This is a genomic window from Bacillus sp. m3-13 (genome assembly GCF_000175075.1).
Classification (GTDB): Bacteria; Bacillota; Bacilli; order Bacillales; family Bacillaceae_I; genus Sutcliffiella_A; species Sutcliffiella_A horikoshii_C.
Genome location: NZ_ACPC01000019.1, coordinates 120211 through 136434, shown reverse-complemented (window position 1 = coordinate 136434; position 16224 = coordinate 120211). Strand labels below are relative to the sequence as shown.

Here is a 16224-nt window from a genome sequence, read left to right as displayed (position 1 = left end):
ATCATGAAAGTGAGGGATATGATATATGTACACTAGAGATATTTTCTCCAAGGATTGGGCAGTTTTCCTAGCAGAATGCTGTCAGCTCGCCTATGACCAGTATCATCAAAATGGCATTTTTTCTATACCTGAAGGCTTTAATTTGGTAAAAGAATTCAAAGGTGTATCTTTTCATAGCCTCGAATGGTTCGGGTTTATTTTAGAATCAGAAGACGCAATAATCGTCAGCTTCCGCGGCACCCAAACAGATCCTGACTGGATATCTGATGCGGAAATCTTCCAACAGCCTTTTTCTTATTGTGACTCGGGTAACCAGCTCCTTGTACATGGTGGTTTCCTTTCGGTGTATGAGTCCATGAGAGAAGAGTTGTTGAAGTGCTTCCACCAAGAGCTATCCGCCTCCAAGACGTTATTCATCACCGGTCATAGTCTAGGAGGAGCACTTGCCACCCTATTTTCATTGGATTGTGCTGTTAATACAAATTTCAGCTCGCTATATATGTATAGTTTTGGTGCCCCGCGTGTTGGGAATGAAGCTTTTGCAAACCTGTACAATGAATATGTTCCGGGTTCTATCCGATTCGTTAACCTAGCCGACCTCGTCCCTTTTGTACCACCAACAAAAGTCGTAGCACCCATAAGCAAAAGAACCTGGCACTATAAACACACCATGACCCCCTCCCGCTTCCTACTAACAGAAGGCTCCATTATCAAAAACCACAGCATCGAAACATACATCAAAGCCATGAGGGAAAAGTTTTGATACGACAAAAAACCGTGCAATAAATGCTCGGTCCTTTTTAAAACTATAGTTAATTGGTGAATCGCCGCTGTTCCTTTCCGCAAATGACTTCGCTTTCCTAGGGGCGCTGCTGGAGCCTCCTCGGCTAAGCCTGTGGGGTCTCCACCTAGCGCTATCTCCCTCAGGAGTCTTCGCCATTTGCTCCAATCCACAGCTAGAAATTACGAGAACGAAAAGGTTACAGTTAACTCTTTCAAATGCATTTTCGTTGATCTTTAGTGATTGAAACTACCTTGTTGATTGAAGTTGATGGCGCGCAGACGCCCCCGGGAGGAAGGGACAGGTGAGACCCCTTAAGCGTTGTGAGGAGGCTCACGGACCGCCCGCAGGCAAGCGAAGCGCCTGGAACGGAAATCAACAGTTTATACAGTTTCTTATCTTTTCCTCTTGCAGTCATCGTTTGCTGTAGCTTGGTTCTAGGCCCCAGATCTCGTTGGCGTATTGTCTGATGGTGCGGTCGCTTGAGAAGAAACCGGAATGGGCAATGTTTTTAGCGCTCATCGTCAGCCAGTGATTACGGTTACGATAGGCTGCATCCACCCGCTCCTGGGCATCAATGTACGACGCAAAATCCTTCAAGACGAAATACTCATCGTTTTGCATAAGTAAGGAATCATGAATTGGTTCAAAATGGTCATCCACATCCGGGAAGAATCCGTTGATTAGCTGTTCGAGAACCTGCTGTATCCGCTTATCATGATGGTAATACTCACTCGATCTATATCCACCATTTTGATAATAATTCAAGACCTGCTCTGCAGTAAGGCCGAAAATGTACATGTTTTCTTCTCCGACCTCTTCCTTAATCTCAATGTTAGCACCATCAAGTGTACCGATCGTCAAAGCCCCATTCATCATGAATTTCATATTTCCTGTACCGGAAGCTTCCTTACTGGCAGTAGAAATTTGCTCACTTACATCCGCGGCCGGGAATATATCCTCAGCCAACGATACTCGATAGTTTTCTAGAAAGATAACCTTTAAGCGTCCATTAATGGAAGGATCATTATTCACCTTATCCGCCAGAGAGTTTATTAATTTGATTACTCTTTTAGCATAATAATAACCAGGGGAAGCTTTAGCTCCAAAAATAAACGTTCTAGGATGTATATCAAAACTACTGTCCTCTTTTAACCTGTTATATAGATACATAATATGAAAAACATTTAACAGCTGACGTTTGTATGCATGCAGCCTTTTCACTTGTACATCGAAAATACTGTCTGAATCAATAACGATTCCTGTTTGTTTTCTAATACGCTCTCCAAGAATCTGTTTCCGTGCCCGCTTCACTTGGTCTAACTTCTCCAAAAAAGCGGAATCGTTTGCATATACATCAAGCTGTCGAAGTTGTGTCGTGTCCTTCATCCATCCATGACCAATCGTATCCTGTATGAGCGAGGTTAATTGGGGATTTGCTTTCAATAACCATCTGCGGTGTGTAATTCCATTTGTTTTATTATTAAACTTATCAGGAAAAGCCTCATAAAATAAACGCATTTCACGATTTTTCAATATCTCCGTGTGTATCTTTGCCACACCGTTGACACTGAAGCTACCAACCACTGCTAGATGAGCCATCTTTACTAATCCATGCGCAAGAATTGCCATGTCTTCGATTCGACTCCATTGACCGGGATACTTTTTCCATAAATCTGCACAGAAACGCTCATTGATCTCTTCTACAATCATATATATACGCGGCAGCAATGGCTGAAAAATATTGGTCGGCCATTTTTCCAATGCTTCAGAAAGAGTTGTATGGTTGGTGTAAGAAATCGTATGAGAGGTGATTTCCCAAGCCTGTTCCCAGCTCATATTTTCTTCATCCAAAAGAATCCGCATCAGTTCCGGAATTGCCAGCACTGGATGGGTATCATTAATGTGGATGGTCACTTTTTTATGAAAATCTATTAAACTACCATTTTTCTTTCGATAAGATCGGATAATGCTTCCGATACTTGCTGCAACAAGGAAATATTGTTGTTTTAAACGCAGTATTTTTCCTTCATCATGGGTATCATCCGGATAAAGAAATTCGGAAACTGCTTCTGTATCCCTTTTGTATTGCATGATATCCTTGTTTGTCGGAAAAGGAGCAGGCTCGGCACTCCAGAGCCTTAACATGTTTACCGTATCTGTTTGATAGCCGACAACCGGCATATCATATGGCACTGCTGTGATGGCCTCCCCTTTTGCATGCCTGAACTTCTCTTTTCCATCCTCTATATAAGACTCCACCTTGCCCCAGAAATTGATTTCCACAGCTTGATCTGGCTTCCTTACTTCCCAGACGTTTCCGTGCCTAAGCCATTGTTCAGGCAGTTCCACTTGGTAGCCGTCCACAAACTTCTGGTCAAATAAACCATGTTTATAACGGATGCCACATCCATGACCAGGAAGGTCTAAAGAAGCAAGGGAATCCAAGAAACAGGCTGCTAGTCGGCCTAGACCACCATTTCCAAGACCTGCATCTGCTTCAATCTCTTCAATGGCAGAGAAATCAAGCCCCAGTTCTTTCAGGCCCTCTTCCACCACTTCTTGAATTCCAAGATTCAAGAGATTACTTCCCAATAATCTCCCCAACAAAAACTCAATAGAAAGATAGTACACTTGTTTTTCATCAGCCGCGCGATTTCGTTCGTTAGTGGCAATCCAGTTGGAGCTGATATATTCTCTTACCATGTTACCGAGTGTATGATAATGATCTCTTGAAGTCGATTCCTGGAAGCTCTTTCCGTACATACTCTCCAATTTCCTTAAAAAAGCAGCCTTGAATTTCTCTTTATTAGAGAACATGCACTCCACTCCTAGCCATTAGTGTTGAATACAATTGATTGTATTTAAACGCCGATTTAGCCCAGCTATAATCGCGCTCCATTGCTTCTTTCATGATACCGTCCCACACTTTTGGCTGCTCATACATGCTTATGGCACGCCTGATGGTATGAAGCATATCATGGGCATTAAAGTTGGTGAAGGAAAATCCGTTTCCTTCCAACGTCGTTTCATCATAAGAATGTACCGTGTCATTCAGTCCACCCGTCTCACGTACAATTGGTATAGTACCATAACGCAAGGCTATTAGCTGACCGAGTCCGCACGGTTCAAACTTGGACGGCATTAAAAACATATCTGCACCTGCATAGATCTGATGAGCAAGCGGTTCATCAAAACCAATGAACGTTTTCACTTTTTCAGGATGTTGATATGATAACTCTCGGAAGTAATGTTCAAACTGAGGTTCACCTGTTCCAAGCACGACAATCTGTACATCCTCATTCAATACTTCATGCAGCACGCATGTAACAAGGTCCAATCCTTTTTGCTTGGTCAACCTGCTTACCATCGCAATGATCGGTGTTTCCTCTTTTACAGGTAATCCGCATAGTTTTTGCAAGGCTGCTTTATTCAACGTTTTATTTCCCATTTTACTTACGGAATAATTTGCTTCAATGTACTCGTTCGTTTCAGGACTATACAAATCATCATCAATCCCGTTAATGATTCCTACTAACGCATCATTTCTATGACGGAGAACTCCATCCAGCTTTTCGCCGAAATAAGCGGTCTGAATCTCATTTTTATAAGTGGGGCTTACCGTCGTAATATACCCGGATGAAACCAATGCTGCCTTCATGAAATTCACATTCCCGTAAAACTCCAACTCATCAGCATTGAAATGTTTACTGTCAATACGTAATAAATCATGCAAGATACTTGGCGGAAACACACCTTGAAATTGAAGGTTATGGATCGTAAATACACTTTGAATATGCTCAAACCTTGGATTCTGTTTGTATTCCCGCTCCAAGATAAAATTGACCATCCCTGTGTGCCAGTCATGACAGTGAATGACATCTGGAATAAAATCAATAGCAGTCATACTTTCCAATACGGCACGACAGAAAAAGGAAAAGCGTTCCCCGTCATCAAAGTGACCGTACAGGGAATCGCGGTTAAAGTAGTATTCATTATCGATAAAATAATAGGTTACATTATCGTGTACCAATTTTTCCACGCCGCAGTATTGATGACGCCAGCCCACATCCACAAAAGTGGTCTGTACTCTTTTCATTTTGTTTTTAAATACTTCGGGTATTTGACCATATTTAGGTAAGATAACTCGTACGTCCGTACCTAGTTTCTTTAATTCCTTAGGCAATGCACCCGCAACATCGCCTAAGCCTCCAGACTTCACAAACGGGACACATTCAGATACGACAAACAATACCTTCACGAATTCATCAGAGCTCCTTGTACCGATCCTTTTTTCACTAAATACGGGGAATCTGTTTTCCCTGTTAAACTTGTACCGTCTTCTACCTTTACATCTTTGTCTAAGATGACGGAATCTAAAACACAATTCTCTCCGATAACGCCTTTTTGCATGACAATACTGTTTTTGACTACCGTCCCTTTTCCGATTTTGACACCTCGGAAGATAATACTGTTCTCAACATGCCCCTCAATGATGGCACCGTTTGCAATCATGGAATTCTTTACATAAGCATCCTTGGAATAGCTTGTTGGAGGCTCGTCTTTAACCTTTGTGAAGACAGGATGATCTTTTACAAAAACCTGCTTCCAAACAACAGGATCCAACAATTCCAAGCTATGCTCATAGTAACTTTCCAGTGAATCAATTACGGCGGCATAATTGGTATATTCATAGTTGCAAATTTTATATCCGCTTGTAATATCCTCTACTACATCCATGATACTTCTATACCCCGTTTGTTCATGATTCATGAATAATTTCACCAAAAGGTCCTTCTCGAGGACATACATATCCAACGTTTCATCTTCTTTTACCACATGGGTTATATCGCATCTGTTTTGGATATGACGATCTAGAATCAATTTGTAATTCATATTGGATACGGTAAAACTATTTGCTATGACGACATATTTTTGATTGCTGCGCCCGAAAAAGTCCACATTTTCTTTGAAATGTTGGAACGAACCTGTGTTTTCATTTTCGGAACTTGGGAAAAAGAACAACCCATCGCGTTTACGATCCAGATCCCACTGCTTTCCTGAACCAAGGTGATCCATCAGGGAGCGATACTGATAACGGGGGAAAATCGCAACATTTTGGATACCTGAATTGACCATGTTGGATAGGACAAAATCAATCAGTCTATAGCGCCCCCCAAAAGGAACTGCTGCTATGGAACGTTTTAACGTTAACTCCTGCATTTCTTCATTATGGATTGTTGCATCGATGATTCCTAACATTGATTTACTCATAAATGGACACCCTTCCTGTGTTTGATTTTCCGTCTATTATCGGGCTGTAGAGAAAATCCCTTTATCCATCATTTCCTCTGTTACTAAAATAATCTCGTCTTCATTCTTCTCCGGACAAATGACTGCACCATCAGGAATTTTAATCCCTGAAGGAATGATTGCCTTATTCACATAGACATTTTCACCAATAATGGCATCTGGCATGATTACTGAGTTTTGGATTACTGAGTTTCTCCCTACATTCACACCTTGGAATAATACGGAGTGATCAATCTTCCCTTCAATGAAACATCCTTCGTTAACAAGAGAATCCTTTACATCTGCATATGGTGCAATGAATTGAGGAGGCTGATTTGGATTGACAGAATAGATACGCCAGTCATATTCAAAGAGATTTAATTCACAATCCTCTTTTAACAGATCCATATTTGCTTCCCACAAGCTCTTTACCGTTCCTACATCCTTCCAATAACCCTTAAAAGGATATGCTACCAAACTCTTATTCTCTTCCAATAACAAAGGAATGACATCCTTGCCGAAGTCATGACTGGATTCAGGGTTTCGATCATCCATTTCAAGATATTCCTTTAAAACGGACCACTTGAAAATATAGATTCCCATACTAGCCAGATTACTCTTTGGATGCGCTGGCTTTTCATCAAACTCCACCACTTCGAGCTTATCGTTCGTATTCATGATTCCAAACCTGCTTGCTTCTTCCCAAGGAACTTCCACCACTGAAATGGATACATCCGCATCCTTTTTAATATGGTAGTCTAGCATTTCCTCGTAATTCATCTTGTAAATATGGTCACCAGAAAGAATTAGGACATATTCAGGATCATATTGAGTGAGATAGTTGATATTCTGATAGATGGCACTTGCTGTCCCTGTATACCATTTCACACCTGAAGATTCGGTGTAAGGAGGCAATACCGTCACCCCTCCATTTTTACGGTCCAAATCCCATGTGCTACCAATACCTATATAAGAATTTAATACCAATGGTTGATACTGGGTCAGAACTCCAACGGTAGTAATCCCTGAATTGGTACAGTTACTTAATGCAAAATCGATGATTCTATACTTCCCTCCAAAAGGAACAGCCGGCTTTGCCAACGTTTTTGTTAAGGAACTGAGCCTGCTCCCTTTTCCCCCTGCCAATAACATTGCTACACATTTATTTTTCGCCATCGCGTTATCTCTCCCCTCTAATTTTCTTAGGACGCCATATACTTACGCCAAATGATGCAACATTGACCATCATATGATAGTCCTTTCCGTGATATGCTCCTTCTACAGCACTAACTTCCTGATCATTTATCCGGCCGTTTCCACCGAATTCTTGTGCATCAGAACTAAAAACTTCTTCATATTCTGTTAGATAAGGCACGCCAATTTTAAATTCATCGTAGGAAACTCCTGTGAAATTACAAACTACTACTAGCGTATCTGCAGGTTTTTTTCCTTTTCGGATAAAGGAAAAGACACTTTGCTCACGGTTATCTGCATCAATCCATTCAAATCCATTAGGGTCATGATCCAATTCATACAAGGCTTTATATTGCTGATAAAAAGCCAACAGTTCCTTGAAATAATGATGCATCTGTTGATGGGATTCATACTGGTCTACTAAAAACCAATCCAACTGTTCAAGGTCCTTCCATTCATCAAACTGCCCAAACTCCCCGCCCATGTAGAGAAGCTTCTTTCCAGGGTGTGTCAAGAAGAATCCGTACAGCAACCGTAATTGCGCAAACTTTTCTTCATAATTTCCAGGCATTTTGTTTAACAGAGATCTTTTGCCATGAACCACTTCGTCATGGGAAAAAGGCAAAATGAAATTCTCGGAAAATGCATAGACGATGGAGAATGTCACTTTATCGTGTAGATGTTTTCTTTGCTCAGGAGCAGTCTCCATGTACCGCAAAATGTCATTCATCCAACCCATATTCCACTTGTAATTGAATCCAAGCCCTCCACTAGAGGTAGGGGAGGTAACTAGTGGCCAATCTGTAGAATCTTCTGCAATCATAAGCGCACTATAATCCTGTTCAAATACCGCTTCATTCAGTTTTTGCAAAAATTCTTGTGCAAAAGGGTTCGCATGCTCTTCCTTTGAGTTTGGCCAATAAAGCATGTTGGCTACTGCATCCACTCTAAAGCCGTCAACATGGAAATAATCCATCCAGAACAATGCATTTGAAATTAAAAAGCTCCTTACCTCAGGCTTTCCTAAATCAAAGTTTGCCGTGCCCCATACTTCATTCTCGCGATCATGGTAGTTTTTATATTCAAACACAGGTGCCCCATCAAACATATATAGCCCATGAGCATCTTTACAGAAATGCCCCGGTACCCAGTCTAATATCACCCCTATGTCCTCTTGGTGGCATGCATCAATAAACGCCATTAACTCTTTAGGATTTCCATATCTGCTTGTCGCAGCATAATACCCCGTACCTTGATACCCCCATGAGCGGTCATATGGATGCTCCACTAAAGGAAGTAATTCTATATGTGTAAATCCATGTTCTTTAATATAAGGAATTAATTCCGTAACTAATTCTGTGTAGGAGTAAAGTTCTCCATCATTCTTTTTCTTCCATGAACCAAGGTGCAGCTCATAGATAAACATCGGTTTTTCATAAACCAGTTTTCGTTTCTTTTTCCTGCGCCAGTTCTGATCTTTCCATTTAAATCTTTCTAGGTCATACACAATTGACGCTGTTTTAGGTCTTACTTCTGCATGAAAAGCAAACGGATCCGCTTTATGTAGTATTTCACCCGATTGTGTAACAATCTCGTATTTATATAAATGACCCAATAGGTCTTCATCTATTTGGATACTCCAAACACCTTCTTTATTTAATTTTTCTAGTGGATGCACCTCACCATTCCACTCATTGAAAGAGCCCATTACACGCACCTTCTTGGCATTAGGCGCCCATACAGTGAACCTTGTTCCTACCACCTTTTTACGATGACGTACTAAATGTGAGCCAAAAAGCTCATAACTTTTATTCAATGTTCCCTCATGAAAAAGGTGCAGCTGAAAATCCGTCGCACTCGTAGCAATCAATTTTTTCACCCTTCCATCATTCCTTATAAAAAAGAATATTGTTATACACTACTATTCTCTTTTTTATAATATTCTCCTTTATCCGACAAGTCGAAATCGTATGACATAAATCAACAATATTTATTTTTAGAGACTGGTATGTAAAAAACAAGCAATTTAAGGAAACCGTTTTCATTGTTGCTCTACTTGAAATTGCGTTATATCAGCATTTATGGAAGGGTTTACAATGCAAGAAATTTAGCCTAAAAATTAGGAGGAGAAGTGTTGGTTTTTGTCGAAAAGTTTTTGTGCTTAATATAGCCCACAAGAATAAATGTACACGCTTACACAGATAGATTATATTGAAATAATAATTTTACTTTTCAAAATGAGGTTTTGTTTGTTTCGCAGAAGGGTATTGTATGAGTTAGGAATTTCCTATTTTTAAAATAAAATGCAAACAAATTTCATTATTTGGAGAGAAGTTTTGAAGTACTTACGAGGAGAATTTGGACAAATAAAAAAAGCCATAGTATTTATAAAATACCACAACTTTTGATGACCCGTACGGGATTCGAACCCGTGTTACCGCCGTGAAAGGGCGGTGTCTTAACCGCTTGACCAACGGGCCAGATATTCTGGCGGAGAAGGAGGGATTTGAACCCTCGCGCCGCTTACACGACCTACACCCTTAGCAGGGGCGCCTCTTCAGCCACTTGAGTACTTCCCCAGAATGGCTCCACCAGTAGGATTCGAACCTACGACCCTTCGGTTAACAGCCGAATGCTCTACCGCTGAGCTATGGTGGAATAAAACAAAACGGTGTATATAAAAAATGGTGGGCCTAAGTGGACTCGAACCACCGACCTCACGCTTATCAGGCGTGCGCTCTAACCAGCTGAGCTATAGGCCCACAAAAATGGAGCGGGTGATGGGAATCGAACCCACGACATCAGCTTGGAAGGCTGAGGTTTTACCATTAAACTACACCCGCTAAAAAGGGCGACTGATGGGAATCGAACCCACGAATGCCTGAACCACAATCAGGTGCGTTAACCACTTCGCCACAACCGCCATAATAATATTTACTTAGTAAAAGATGGTGCCGGCGATAGGAGTCGAACCCACGACCTACTGATTACAAGTCAGTTGCTCTACCAACTGAGCTACACCGGCATTTAAAATCAAAGTGGCTCGGGACGGAATCGAACCGCCGACACATGGATTTTCAGTCCATTGCTCTACCAACTGAGCTACCGAGCCGTAATATAATTAATAGTGTAAACCTTAATACAAAGCCAAACTATTAAGATAAAAAATGGCGGTCCCGACCGGGGATCGAACCGGCGATCTCCTGCGTGACAGGCAGGCATGTTAACCGCTACACCACGGGACCATTTGGTTGCGGGGGACAGGATTTGAACCTGCGACCTTCGGGTTATGAGCCCGACCGAGCTACCGGACTGCTCCACCCCGCGATAACAATATTACTTCTCTATACTCACCATATCATCTAAAATATTATGGCGGAGGAAGAGGGGATTCGAACCCCCGCGGGCTTTGACACCCCTGTCGGTTTTCAAGACCGATCCCTTCAGCCGGACTTGGGTATTCCTCCGCGTATAGAAAGAACTGGTGGACCTTGTAGGACTCGAACCTACGACCGGACGGTTATGAGCCGTCTGCTCTAACCAGCTGAGCTAAAGGGTCCTTTTTGGTAGCGGCGGAGGGGATCGAACCCCCGACCTCACGGGTATGAACCGTACGCTCTAGCCAGCTGAGCTACACCGCCAAAAAGATAAAGTATTTCATTAGATTTACTGGCACCAATGTTACTGGTCTGTGTCCCTTCCTCTGCAAGCAAATTCAGGGTGTAAATCCGTCGGGACAACTTGGAGCAAATTCATGTAGTAATGCTCGTCGCTACACCGCCAAAAAGATAAGTATTTCATAAAAAGTATTAAAGTGGAGCCTAGCGGGATCGAACCGCTGACCTCCTGCGTGCAAAGCAGGCGCTCTCCCAGCTGAGCTAAGGCCCCAAATTCTAAGGGATTTAATGGTCGGGAAGACAGGATTTGAACCTGCGACCCCTTGGTCCCAAACCAAGTGCTCTACCAAGCTGAGCTACTCCCCGATAATGGCGCGCCCGAGAGGACTCGAACCCCTAACCTTTTGATCCGTAGTCAAACGCTCTATCCAATTGAGCTACGGGCGCTTCATATAAGTTGTTTATTTGATGTCCCTCTCAGAGGCGACTTAACTATAATATCAAATCCAGCATTTTGTGTCAACACTTTTTTGAAATTATTTTTTCGGTGTTTTTGGTGCGGCCGAGAAGAGTCGAACTTCCACGGGGTTGCCCCCACTAGGCCCTCAACCTAGCGCGTCTGCCATTCCGCCACGACCGCGAAAATGAATGGCTAGTATAAATGTATGGTGCGGGTGAAGGGACTCGAACCCCCACGTCAAAGACACTAGATCCTAAGTCTAGCGCGTCTGCCAATTCCGCCACACCCGCATACATTTTATAAAGTTGGCTGGGCTAGCTGGATTCGAACCAACGCATGTCGCAGTCAAAGTGCGATGCCTTACCGCTTGGCTATAGCCCATCGAAGATGATTTAACTTTAGAAGGTTAGTATTAAGTCCCTCTGGTGGAGGATGACGGGATCGAACCGCCGACCCCCTGCTTGTAAGGCAGGTGCTCTCCCAGCTGAGCTAATCCTCCAGATAGAAATGGGAAACAAAACAAGAATGTTTTGCATCCCACTTTGTAGTGACCCGTACGGGATTCGAACCCGTGTTACCGCCGTGAAAGGGCGGTGTCTTAACCGCTTGACCAACGGGCCTTAATAGATGGCGGAGAAGGAGGGATTTGAACCCTCGCGCCGCTTACACGACCTACACCCTTAGCAGGGGCGCCTCTTCAGCCACTTGAGTACTTCTCCATTTGGCTCCACCAGTAGGATTCGAACCTACGACCCTTCGGTTAACAGCCGAATGCTCTACCGCTGAGCTATGGTGGAATAATGCTACGGTGTGTCGGATAACGTTGTCTTTCGTCGCAACCGACTGCTTTTATTTTAATAAGCTTGTACTTAAAAGTCAAGTTTTTTCGGAACAAAAATGATATATTATCATAATTGTCATCCAGCCGTTTTTTAAAACAGCGACTAGAATAAATTATCATATTTTATGGTTGTGTGTCAACACGCTTTTCTATTTCTCTTAACTTCCCTCTACATTTTCCACATCTATACTTGTTTGTATTCACTCTTCTTACTCTTTTGTATTGCAGGTGGCAATCCACACATTCATATATACGAAAAGTTTTCGGCTTGGATGTAGTTGTATGAATGGGCGTACAAAATCTTGGGGCCCCCACTTTTTTAAGTAAGAATCGGAAATCAGCATCTCGGTGTTTATAGCCTTTACCTTGAATGTGCAGGTGGTAGTGGCATAGTTCGTGTTTGATGATGCCTACTAGCTCGTCCATACCCAGGGCGTCGTAATACTTCTTGTTGATTTCGATGTTGCTTGTGGAGGTGAGGTATCTTCCTCCGGTTGTTTTCAGTCGGTGATTGAATGATGCTTTGTGAAGGAAAGGTCTGTTGAAATGCTTTAGGGAGATTCCTTCTATTAACTTCTGTAGTTCTTTGTCTTCCATGTGTCCTCCACCTTTCATTCGAACCCTCCCCATTATACTGCATAGTATAGAAAAAAATAAGTCATTTATGTTGGGCTGGTTTCTATAAGATTGTTGTTTTCCCTTTGAAGTTTTGCCGTTTCTTTCCGCTGCAGGCACTCGCTTTCCGCAGGGCAGTGCTTGAGCCTCCTCGCTGCGCTGTGGGGTCTCAAGTCTACCGCTACCTTTCGCCGGAGTCGAGCGCCTTCCGCTCCAATCCACTCATACACTCACTAACCTGCAACAATCTTTACCTAAACAGCCCCTCATTATGAGCCTTCAAGTTTAAAGGTTGAAGGGGGTAGTGAAAGATGCCGACTTGGTTTAGGAAGCAGATGCAACGCGCATACCTGGAGAAAGATCGATATCAGATAAAAATGTTGAATCAGTGCTGGTTTTTCTATCATAAGAAGAATACTTGAAGAACAAAATCGTTAACGCGAGCTAAAACTACGTCCCAAGATCATAATTTCTTGGGACGTTTTCTCGGTTTTGGCATACCTTTGAAACATTGAACTTGCCAGATCTTCCCTTTGATCTCCTCTTGACTATTTCGTTAAAATCCCTTGTCACCAAGAGCTTCATATTGCGATGAGGACATCTCTTTTCCAAATTTCTCGTCACTGATGTCTTCATAACGCTAATGAGAACTTCTCTCCTCCAAATTTCTCGTCACTGATGTCTTCATAACGCTAATGAGAACATCTCTCCTCCTGATTTCTCGTCACTGATGTCTTCATAACGCCGATGAGGACTTCTCTCCTCCAAATTTCTAGTCACTGATGTCTTCATAACGGTAATGAGGACCTCTCTCTTCCTAATCTCTCCTCACTGATGTCTTCATAACGCTAATGAGGACCTCTCTCTTCCTGATCTCTCCTCACTGTTGTCTTCATCCCGGCGATCAAGAACCCAAAAGAATGAAGAAGAACCCCCGACAACCTGTTCACTTGGTTGTTCGGGGGTTATTTTATCTTCCTATACTTCTTGCTTTTGGGGTTGCAGCATCGTTAGGGATACTCGCCCTTTGTTCACTTCCACTCCATCGACCCAGACAGTGACAATATCACCGACAGAGACAACGTCAAGCGGGTGTTTTACAAAGCGATCGCTCAGTTTTGAGATATGGACAAGGCCGTCTTGCTTTACGCCGATATCAACAAATGCGCCGAAGTCCACGACATTTCTGACTGTTCCTTCTAGTTCCATTCCTTTTTGCAGATCTTCCATTTTCAATACATCCTGCTTAAGTAGCGGGGTAGGCATATCATCACGAGGATCTCTTTCCGGTCTGATGAGAGAATCGATGATGTCCTGAAGAGTAATAGGACCGATGTTTAAGTCTTCGGCAAGCTTTGCCACATCTACATCTTTCAGGGCTTGCTGCAGCTTTTCCGTTCCGATTTCTTTTTCAGACGTTCCTAATTGCTTCAATAACTTCTTAACATCGCTATACGTTTCCGGGTGGATGCCCGTTCTGTCCAGCGGTTGTTTTCCGTCTATAATTCTTAAGAAGCCGATACATTGCTCATAGGTTTTCGCCCCTAGTCTCGGAATACCTTTTAGGTCTGACCTGCTAGCGAACTTCCCTTCTTCTTCCCGCTTTTTCACGATATTAGTAGCAACGGTCTTTGATAATCCTGCTACATATTGCAACAAAGAAGAAGATGCGGTGTTCACATTCACGCCCACTTGGTTTACAACGGTTTCTACAACGAAATTCAAGGATTCCGCTAAACGCTTTTGTGCCACGTCATGTTGGTACTGACCGACTCCAACCGATTTCGGGTCTATTTTCACAAGCTCCGCCAACGGGTCTTGCAGTCTGCGGGCAATAGAGACAGCACTTCTTTCTTCCACTTGAAGATCCGGGAATTCTTCTCTCGCCAAGTCAGATGCGGAATATACACTCGCACCCGCTTCATTAACGATCAAGTAAGAGATGCTCTTTCCGCTTTGTTGGATGACATCTGCTAATAATTGCTCCGTCTCCCTTGATGCCGTCCCATTTCCTATTGCCACTACTTCAATTTTGAACGTGGATAGTACGTCTAATAGCTTATTAATGGACTCTTCTCGTTTCTTCTCCCCGGATGTATGCGGGTAGATTACACTTATATGAAGAACTTTGCCTGTTTCATCGACTACCGCAAGTTTGCAACCTGTTCGATAAGCAGGGTCCACCCCTAAAACCACTCGTCCTTTAAGAGGTGGTTGAAGAAGGAGGTTTCTTAAGTTCTCCGAGAAAATATGGATGGCTTGCTCTTCCGCTTTCTCTGTCAGCTCTTTTCTAATTTCACGCTCGATCGCCGGTTCAATCAATCTCTTATATCCGTCCTCAATCGCTTCCTTTATGAGAGGTGTAGCAATGGAAGTTTCTCGTTTAATCACTTGGCGATTAAGGTATTCCACGATTCTTTCTGCTGGAGCAGCTATGGAAATTCGCAAGACTTCTTCCTTTTCTCCGCGGTTCACTGCTAAGATTCGATGCGGTAGGATTCGTGAGATCGCTTCTTCATACTCGTAATACATCGCAAAAACTTCTTTTTCGTCTTTTTCCGCTTTCTTAACGGCTGATACGACCTTGCCTTGTTTATAGGTAACGTCACGGATATATTGGCGATAAGTTGGTTCATCAGAAAAGGTTTCCGCAAGAATGTCCTTTGCTCCTTCTAATACCTCTTCAACGGTTGACACTTCTTTTTCCTCTGAGAAAAATTCTGCCGCCTTTTCTTCAAGTGAAGGAGAGGACGGGAATGTGAGCAGCCACTCGGCATAAGGTTCTAATCCCTTCTCTTTGGCAACTGTCGCTTTTGTGCGTCGTTTTTGTTTGTATGGACGGTAGAGGTCTTCCACCTGTTGTAGTTTGGTTGATTTTAGAATACTGGCTTTCAGTTCTGGTGTGAGTTTCCCTTGTTCCTCGATTAGGCGGGTAACTTCTTCTTTTCTATTTTCAAGGTTTTGTATGTATTGCCATTTTTCCATGATAGCTCTGATTTGTACTTCGTCTAGAGAGCCTGTTTGTTCTTTTCGGTATCTGGCGATAAAAGGAACGGTGTTGCCTTCTTCTAAAAGTGCTATTACTTTCTTGGCTTGTCCTTTTGTCACTTCTACGTCTTTCACTAATAGGTTGACCAATTGCTCGTTTTTATCGTTCCATTCCAATTTTGTAGCCTCCCAACATATTAACCCATCTTCTATTTTAGCAAATTATTCGGACAAAGAAAAAAGACTAACATGGAAATGTCAGCCTTGGCTTAATTGAAAACCCTAATATTTTTAAAATCCGTTCCAGGCACTTCGCTTTTCGCGGGCGGTCCGGAAGCCTCCTCGGGCATTCGCCATGCGGGGTCTCCCTTGTCCCTTCCTCCCATAGAAGTCTTCGTGCCTTCCACTGCGATCAACGAAAGTTTCCACAATCATT

The 16224-nt window shown here is 42.8% G+C and carries 9 protein-coding genes and 23 tRNA genes; 2 read left to right on the top strand and 30 right to left on the bottom strand.

The genetic code is table 11. The features are described from left to right. Positions 1–25: 25 nt before the first annotated feature. Positions 26–763, top strand: a complete 738-nt coding sequence (locus tag M313_RS0111230; RefSeq protein WP_010195194.1) for a lipase family protein — start codon at positions 26–28, stop codon at positions 761–763. 432 nt (positions 764–1195) lie between these two features. On the opposite strand, the gene M313_RS0111225 is transcribed toward M313_RS0111230, so the two are convergent. From M313_RS0111225 to M313_RS0111085, 29 genes are all read right to left on the bottom strand, one after another. Next, positions 1196–3601, bottom strand: coding sequence for a glycogen/starch/alpha-glucan phosphorylase (locus M313_RS0111225; RefSeq protein WP_010195191.1), 2406 nt, complete (start codon positions 3599–3601; stop codon positions 1196–1198). After that, positions 3591–5042, bottom strand: a complete 1452-nt coding sequence (gene glgA / locus M313_RS0111220) for a glycogen synthase GlgA (protein WP_010195188.1) — start codon at positions 5040–5042, stop codon at positions 3591–3593. The genes M313_RS0111225 and glgA overlap by 11 nt, the downstream gene beginning before the upstream one ends. Then, on the bottom strand, positions 5039–6055 hold the full coding sequence (locus tag M313_RS0111215) for a GlgC family sugar phosphate nucleotidyltransferase (protein WP_010195186.1): 1017 nt from the start codon (positions 6053–6055) through the stop codon (positions 5039–5041). Before M313_RS0111215 ends, glgA begins: the two co-directional genes overlap by 4 nt. Before the next feature lie 36 nt (positions 6056–6091). After that, complete coding sequence (locus M313_RS0111210; protein WP_010195184.1) at positions 6092–7249, bottom strand: glucose-1-phosphate adenylyltransferase; 1158 nt, start codon at positions 7247–7249, stop codon at positions 6092–6094. 4 nt (positions 7250–7253) lie between these two features. After that, positions 7254–9137, bottom strand: a complete 1884-nt coding sequence (gene glgB / locus M313_RS0111205; RefSeq protein ID WP_010195183.1) for a 1,4-alpha-glucan branching enzyme — start codon at positions 9135–9137, stop codon at positions 7254–7256. A 538-nt stretch (positions 9138–9675) separates the two neighbouring features. Next, a tRNA-Glu gene (locus M313_RS0111200) sits at positions 9676–9747 on the bottom strand. An 8-nt stretch (positions 9748–9755) separates the two neighbouring features. Beyond that, a tRNA-Ser gene (locus M313_RS0111195) sits at positions 9756–9846 on the bottom strand. A gap of 4 nt (positions 9847–9850) precedes the next feature. Further along, positions 9851–9925: transfer RNA gene (locus M313_RS0111190), tRNA-Asn, on the bottom strand. A 27-nt stretch (positions 9926–9952) separates the two neighbouring features. Next, positions 9953–10029: transfer RNA gene (locus tag M313_RS0111185), tRNA-Ile, on the bottom strand. A 7-nt stretch (positions 10030–10036) separates the two neighbouring features. Next, positions 10037–10110: transfer RNA gene (locus tag M313_RS0111180), tRNA-Gly, on the bottom strand. 7 nt (positions 10111–10117) lie between these two features. After that, positions 10118–10190: transfer RNA gene (locus M313_RS0111175), tRNA-His, on the bottom strand. A gap of 26 nt (positions 10191–10216) precedes the next feature. Further along, positions 10217–10292, bottom strand: a tRNA-Thr gene (locus tag M313_RS0111170). A gap of 14 nt (positions 10293–10306) precedes the next feature. Then, a tRNA-Phe gene (locus tag M313_RS0111165) sits at positions 10307–10379 on the bottom strand. 56 nt (positions 10380–10435) lie between these two features. Then, a tRNA-Asp gene (locus tag M313_RS0111160) sits at positions 10436–10512 on the bottom strand. A 3-nt stretch (positions 10513–10515) separates the two neighbouring features. Further along, positions 10516–10594, bottom strand: a tRNA-Met gene (locus tag M313_RS0111155). A 46-nt stretch (positions 10595–10640) separates the two neighbouring features. Continuing rightward, a tRNA-Ser gene (locus M313_RS0111150) sits at positions 10641–10734 on the bottom strand. 15 nt (positions 10735–10749) lie between these two features. Next, positions 10750–10827 (bottom strand) — tRNA-Ile (locus M313_RS0111145). 4 nt (positions 10828–10831) lie between these two features. Then, positions 10832–10908: transfer RNA gene (locus M313_RS0111140), tRNA-Met, on the bottom strand. 174 nt (positions 10909–11082) lie between these two features. Then, a tRNA-Ala gene (locus M313_RS0111135) sits at positions 11083–11155 on the bottom strand. 18 nt (positions 11156–11173) lie between these two features. After that, positions 11174–11250: transfer RNA gene (locus tag M313_RS0111130), tRNA-Pro, on the bottom strand. Between the two features lie 4 nt (positions 11251–11254). Continuing rightward, positions 11255–11331, bottom strand: a tRNA-Arg gene (locus M313_RS0111125). Positions 11332–11438: 107 nt separating this feature from the next. After that, positions 11439–11524 (bottom strand) — tRNA-Leu (locus M313_RS0111120). 26 nt (positions 11525–11550) lie between these two features. After that, positions 11551–11634: transfer RNA gene (locus M313_RS0111115), tRNA-Leu, on the bottom strand. Positions 11635–11650: 16 nt separating this feature from the next. After that, a tRNA-Gln gene (locus tag M313_RS0111110) sits at positions 11651–11725 on the bottom strand. Positions 11726–11767: 42 nt separating this feature from the next. Then, positions 11768–11843, bottom strand: a tRNA-Val gene (locus M313_RS0111105). Positions 11844–11892: 49 nt separating this feature from the next. Beyond that, positions 11893–11964: transfer RNA gene (locus M313_RS0111100), tRNA-Glu, on the bottom strand. A gap of 8 nt (positions 11965–11972) precedes the next feature. Beyond that, positions 11973–12063 (bottom strand) — tRNA-Ser (locus M313_RS0111095). A 3-nt stretch (positions 12064–12066) separates the two neighbouring features. Next, a tRNA-Asn gene (locus tag M313_RS0111090) sits at positions 12067–12141 on the bottom strand. A gap of 167 nt (positions 12142–12308) precedes the next feature. Continuing rightward, positions 12309–12782, bottom strand: coding sequence for a SprT family protein (locus tag M313_RS0111085; protein WP_029326275.1), 474 nt, complete (start codon positions 12780–12782; stop codon positions 12309–12311). 329 nt (positions 12783–13111) lie between these two features. On the opposite strand from M313_RS0111085, the gene cmpA reads away from it, so the two are divergent. Further along, positions 13112–13222 (top strand): cortex morphogenetic protein CmpA, encoded by a 111-nt coding sequence (gene cmpA, locus M313_RS25235; protein ID WP_010195181.1) that lies wholly within the window; start codon positions 13112–13114, stop codon positions 13220–13222. A 556-nt stretch (positions 13223–13778) separates the two neighbouring features. Here cmpA and M313_RS0111075 read toward each other — a convergent pair. Further along, the gene (locus tag M313_RS0111075) at positions 13779–15965 is read right to left on the bottom strand and encodes a Tex family protein (RefSeq protein WP_010195179.1); all 2187 of its coding nucleotides are present in this window, start codon (positions 15963–15965) and stop codon (positions 13779–13781) included. Positions 15966–16224: the final 259 nt, after the last annotated feature.

Bases quoted from the DNA above. Each gene is read 5' to 3' on its own strand.
- M313_RS0111230 (WP_010195194.1), top strand. From the start codon at position 26: ATGTACACTAGAGATATTTTCTCCAAGGATTGGGCAGTTTTCCTAGCA.
- M313_RS0111225 (WP_010195191.1), bottom strand. From the start codon at position 3,601: ATGTTCTCTAATAAAGAGAAATTCAAGGCTGCTTTTTTAAGGAAATTG.
- M313_RS0111215 (WP_010195186.1), bottom strand. From the start codon at position 6,055: ATGAGTAAATCAATGTTAGGAATCATCGATGCAACAATCCATAATGAA.
- M313_RS0111210 (WP_010195184.1), bottom strand. From the start codon at position 7,249: ATGGCGAAAAATAAATGTGTAGCAATGTTATTGGCAGGGGGAAAAGGG.
- M313_RS0111085 (WP_029326275.1), bottom strand. From the start codon at position 12,782: ATGGAAGACAAAGAACTACAGAAGTTAATAGAAGGAATCTCCCTAAAG.
- cmpA (WP_010195181.1), top strand. From the start codon at position 13,112: ATGCCGACTTGGTTTAGGAAGCAGATGCAACGCGCATACCTGGAGAAA.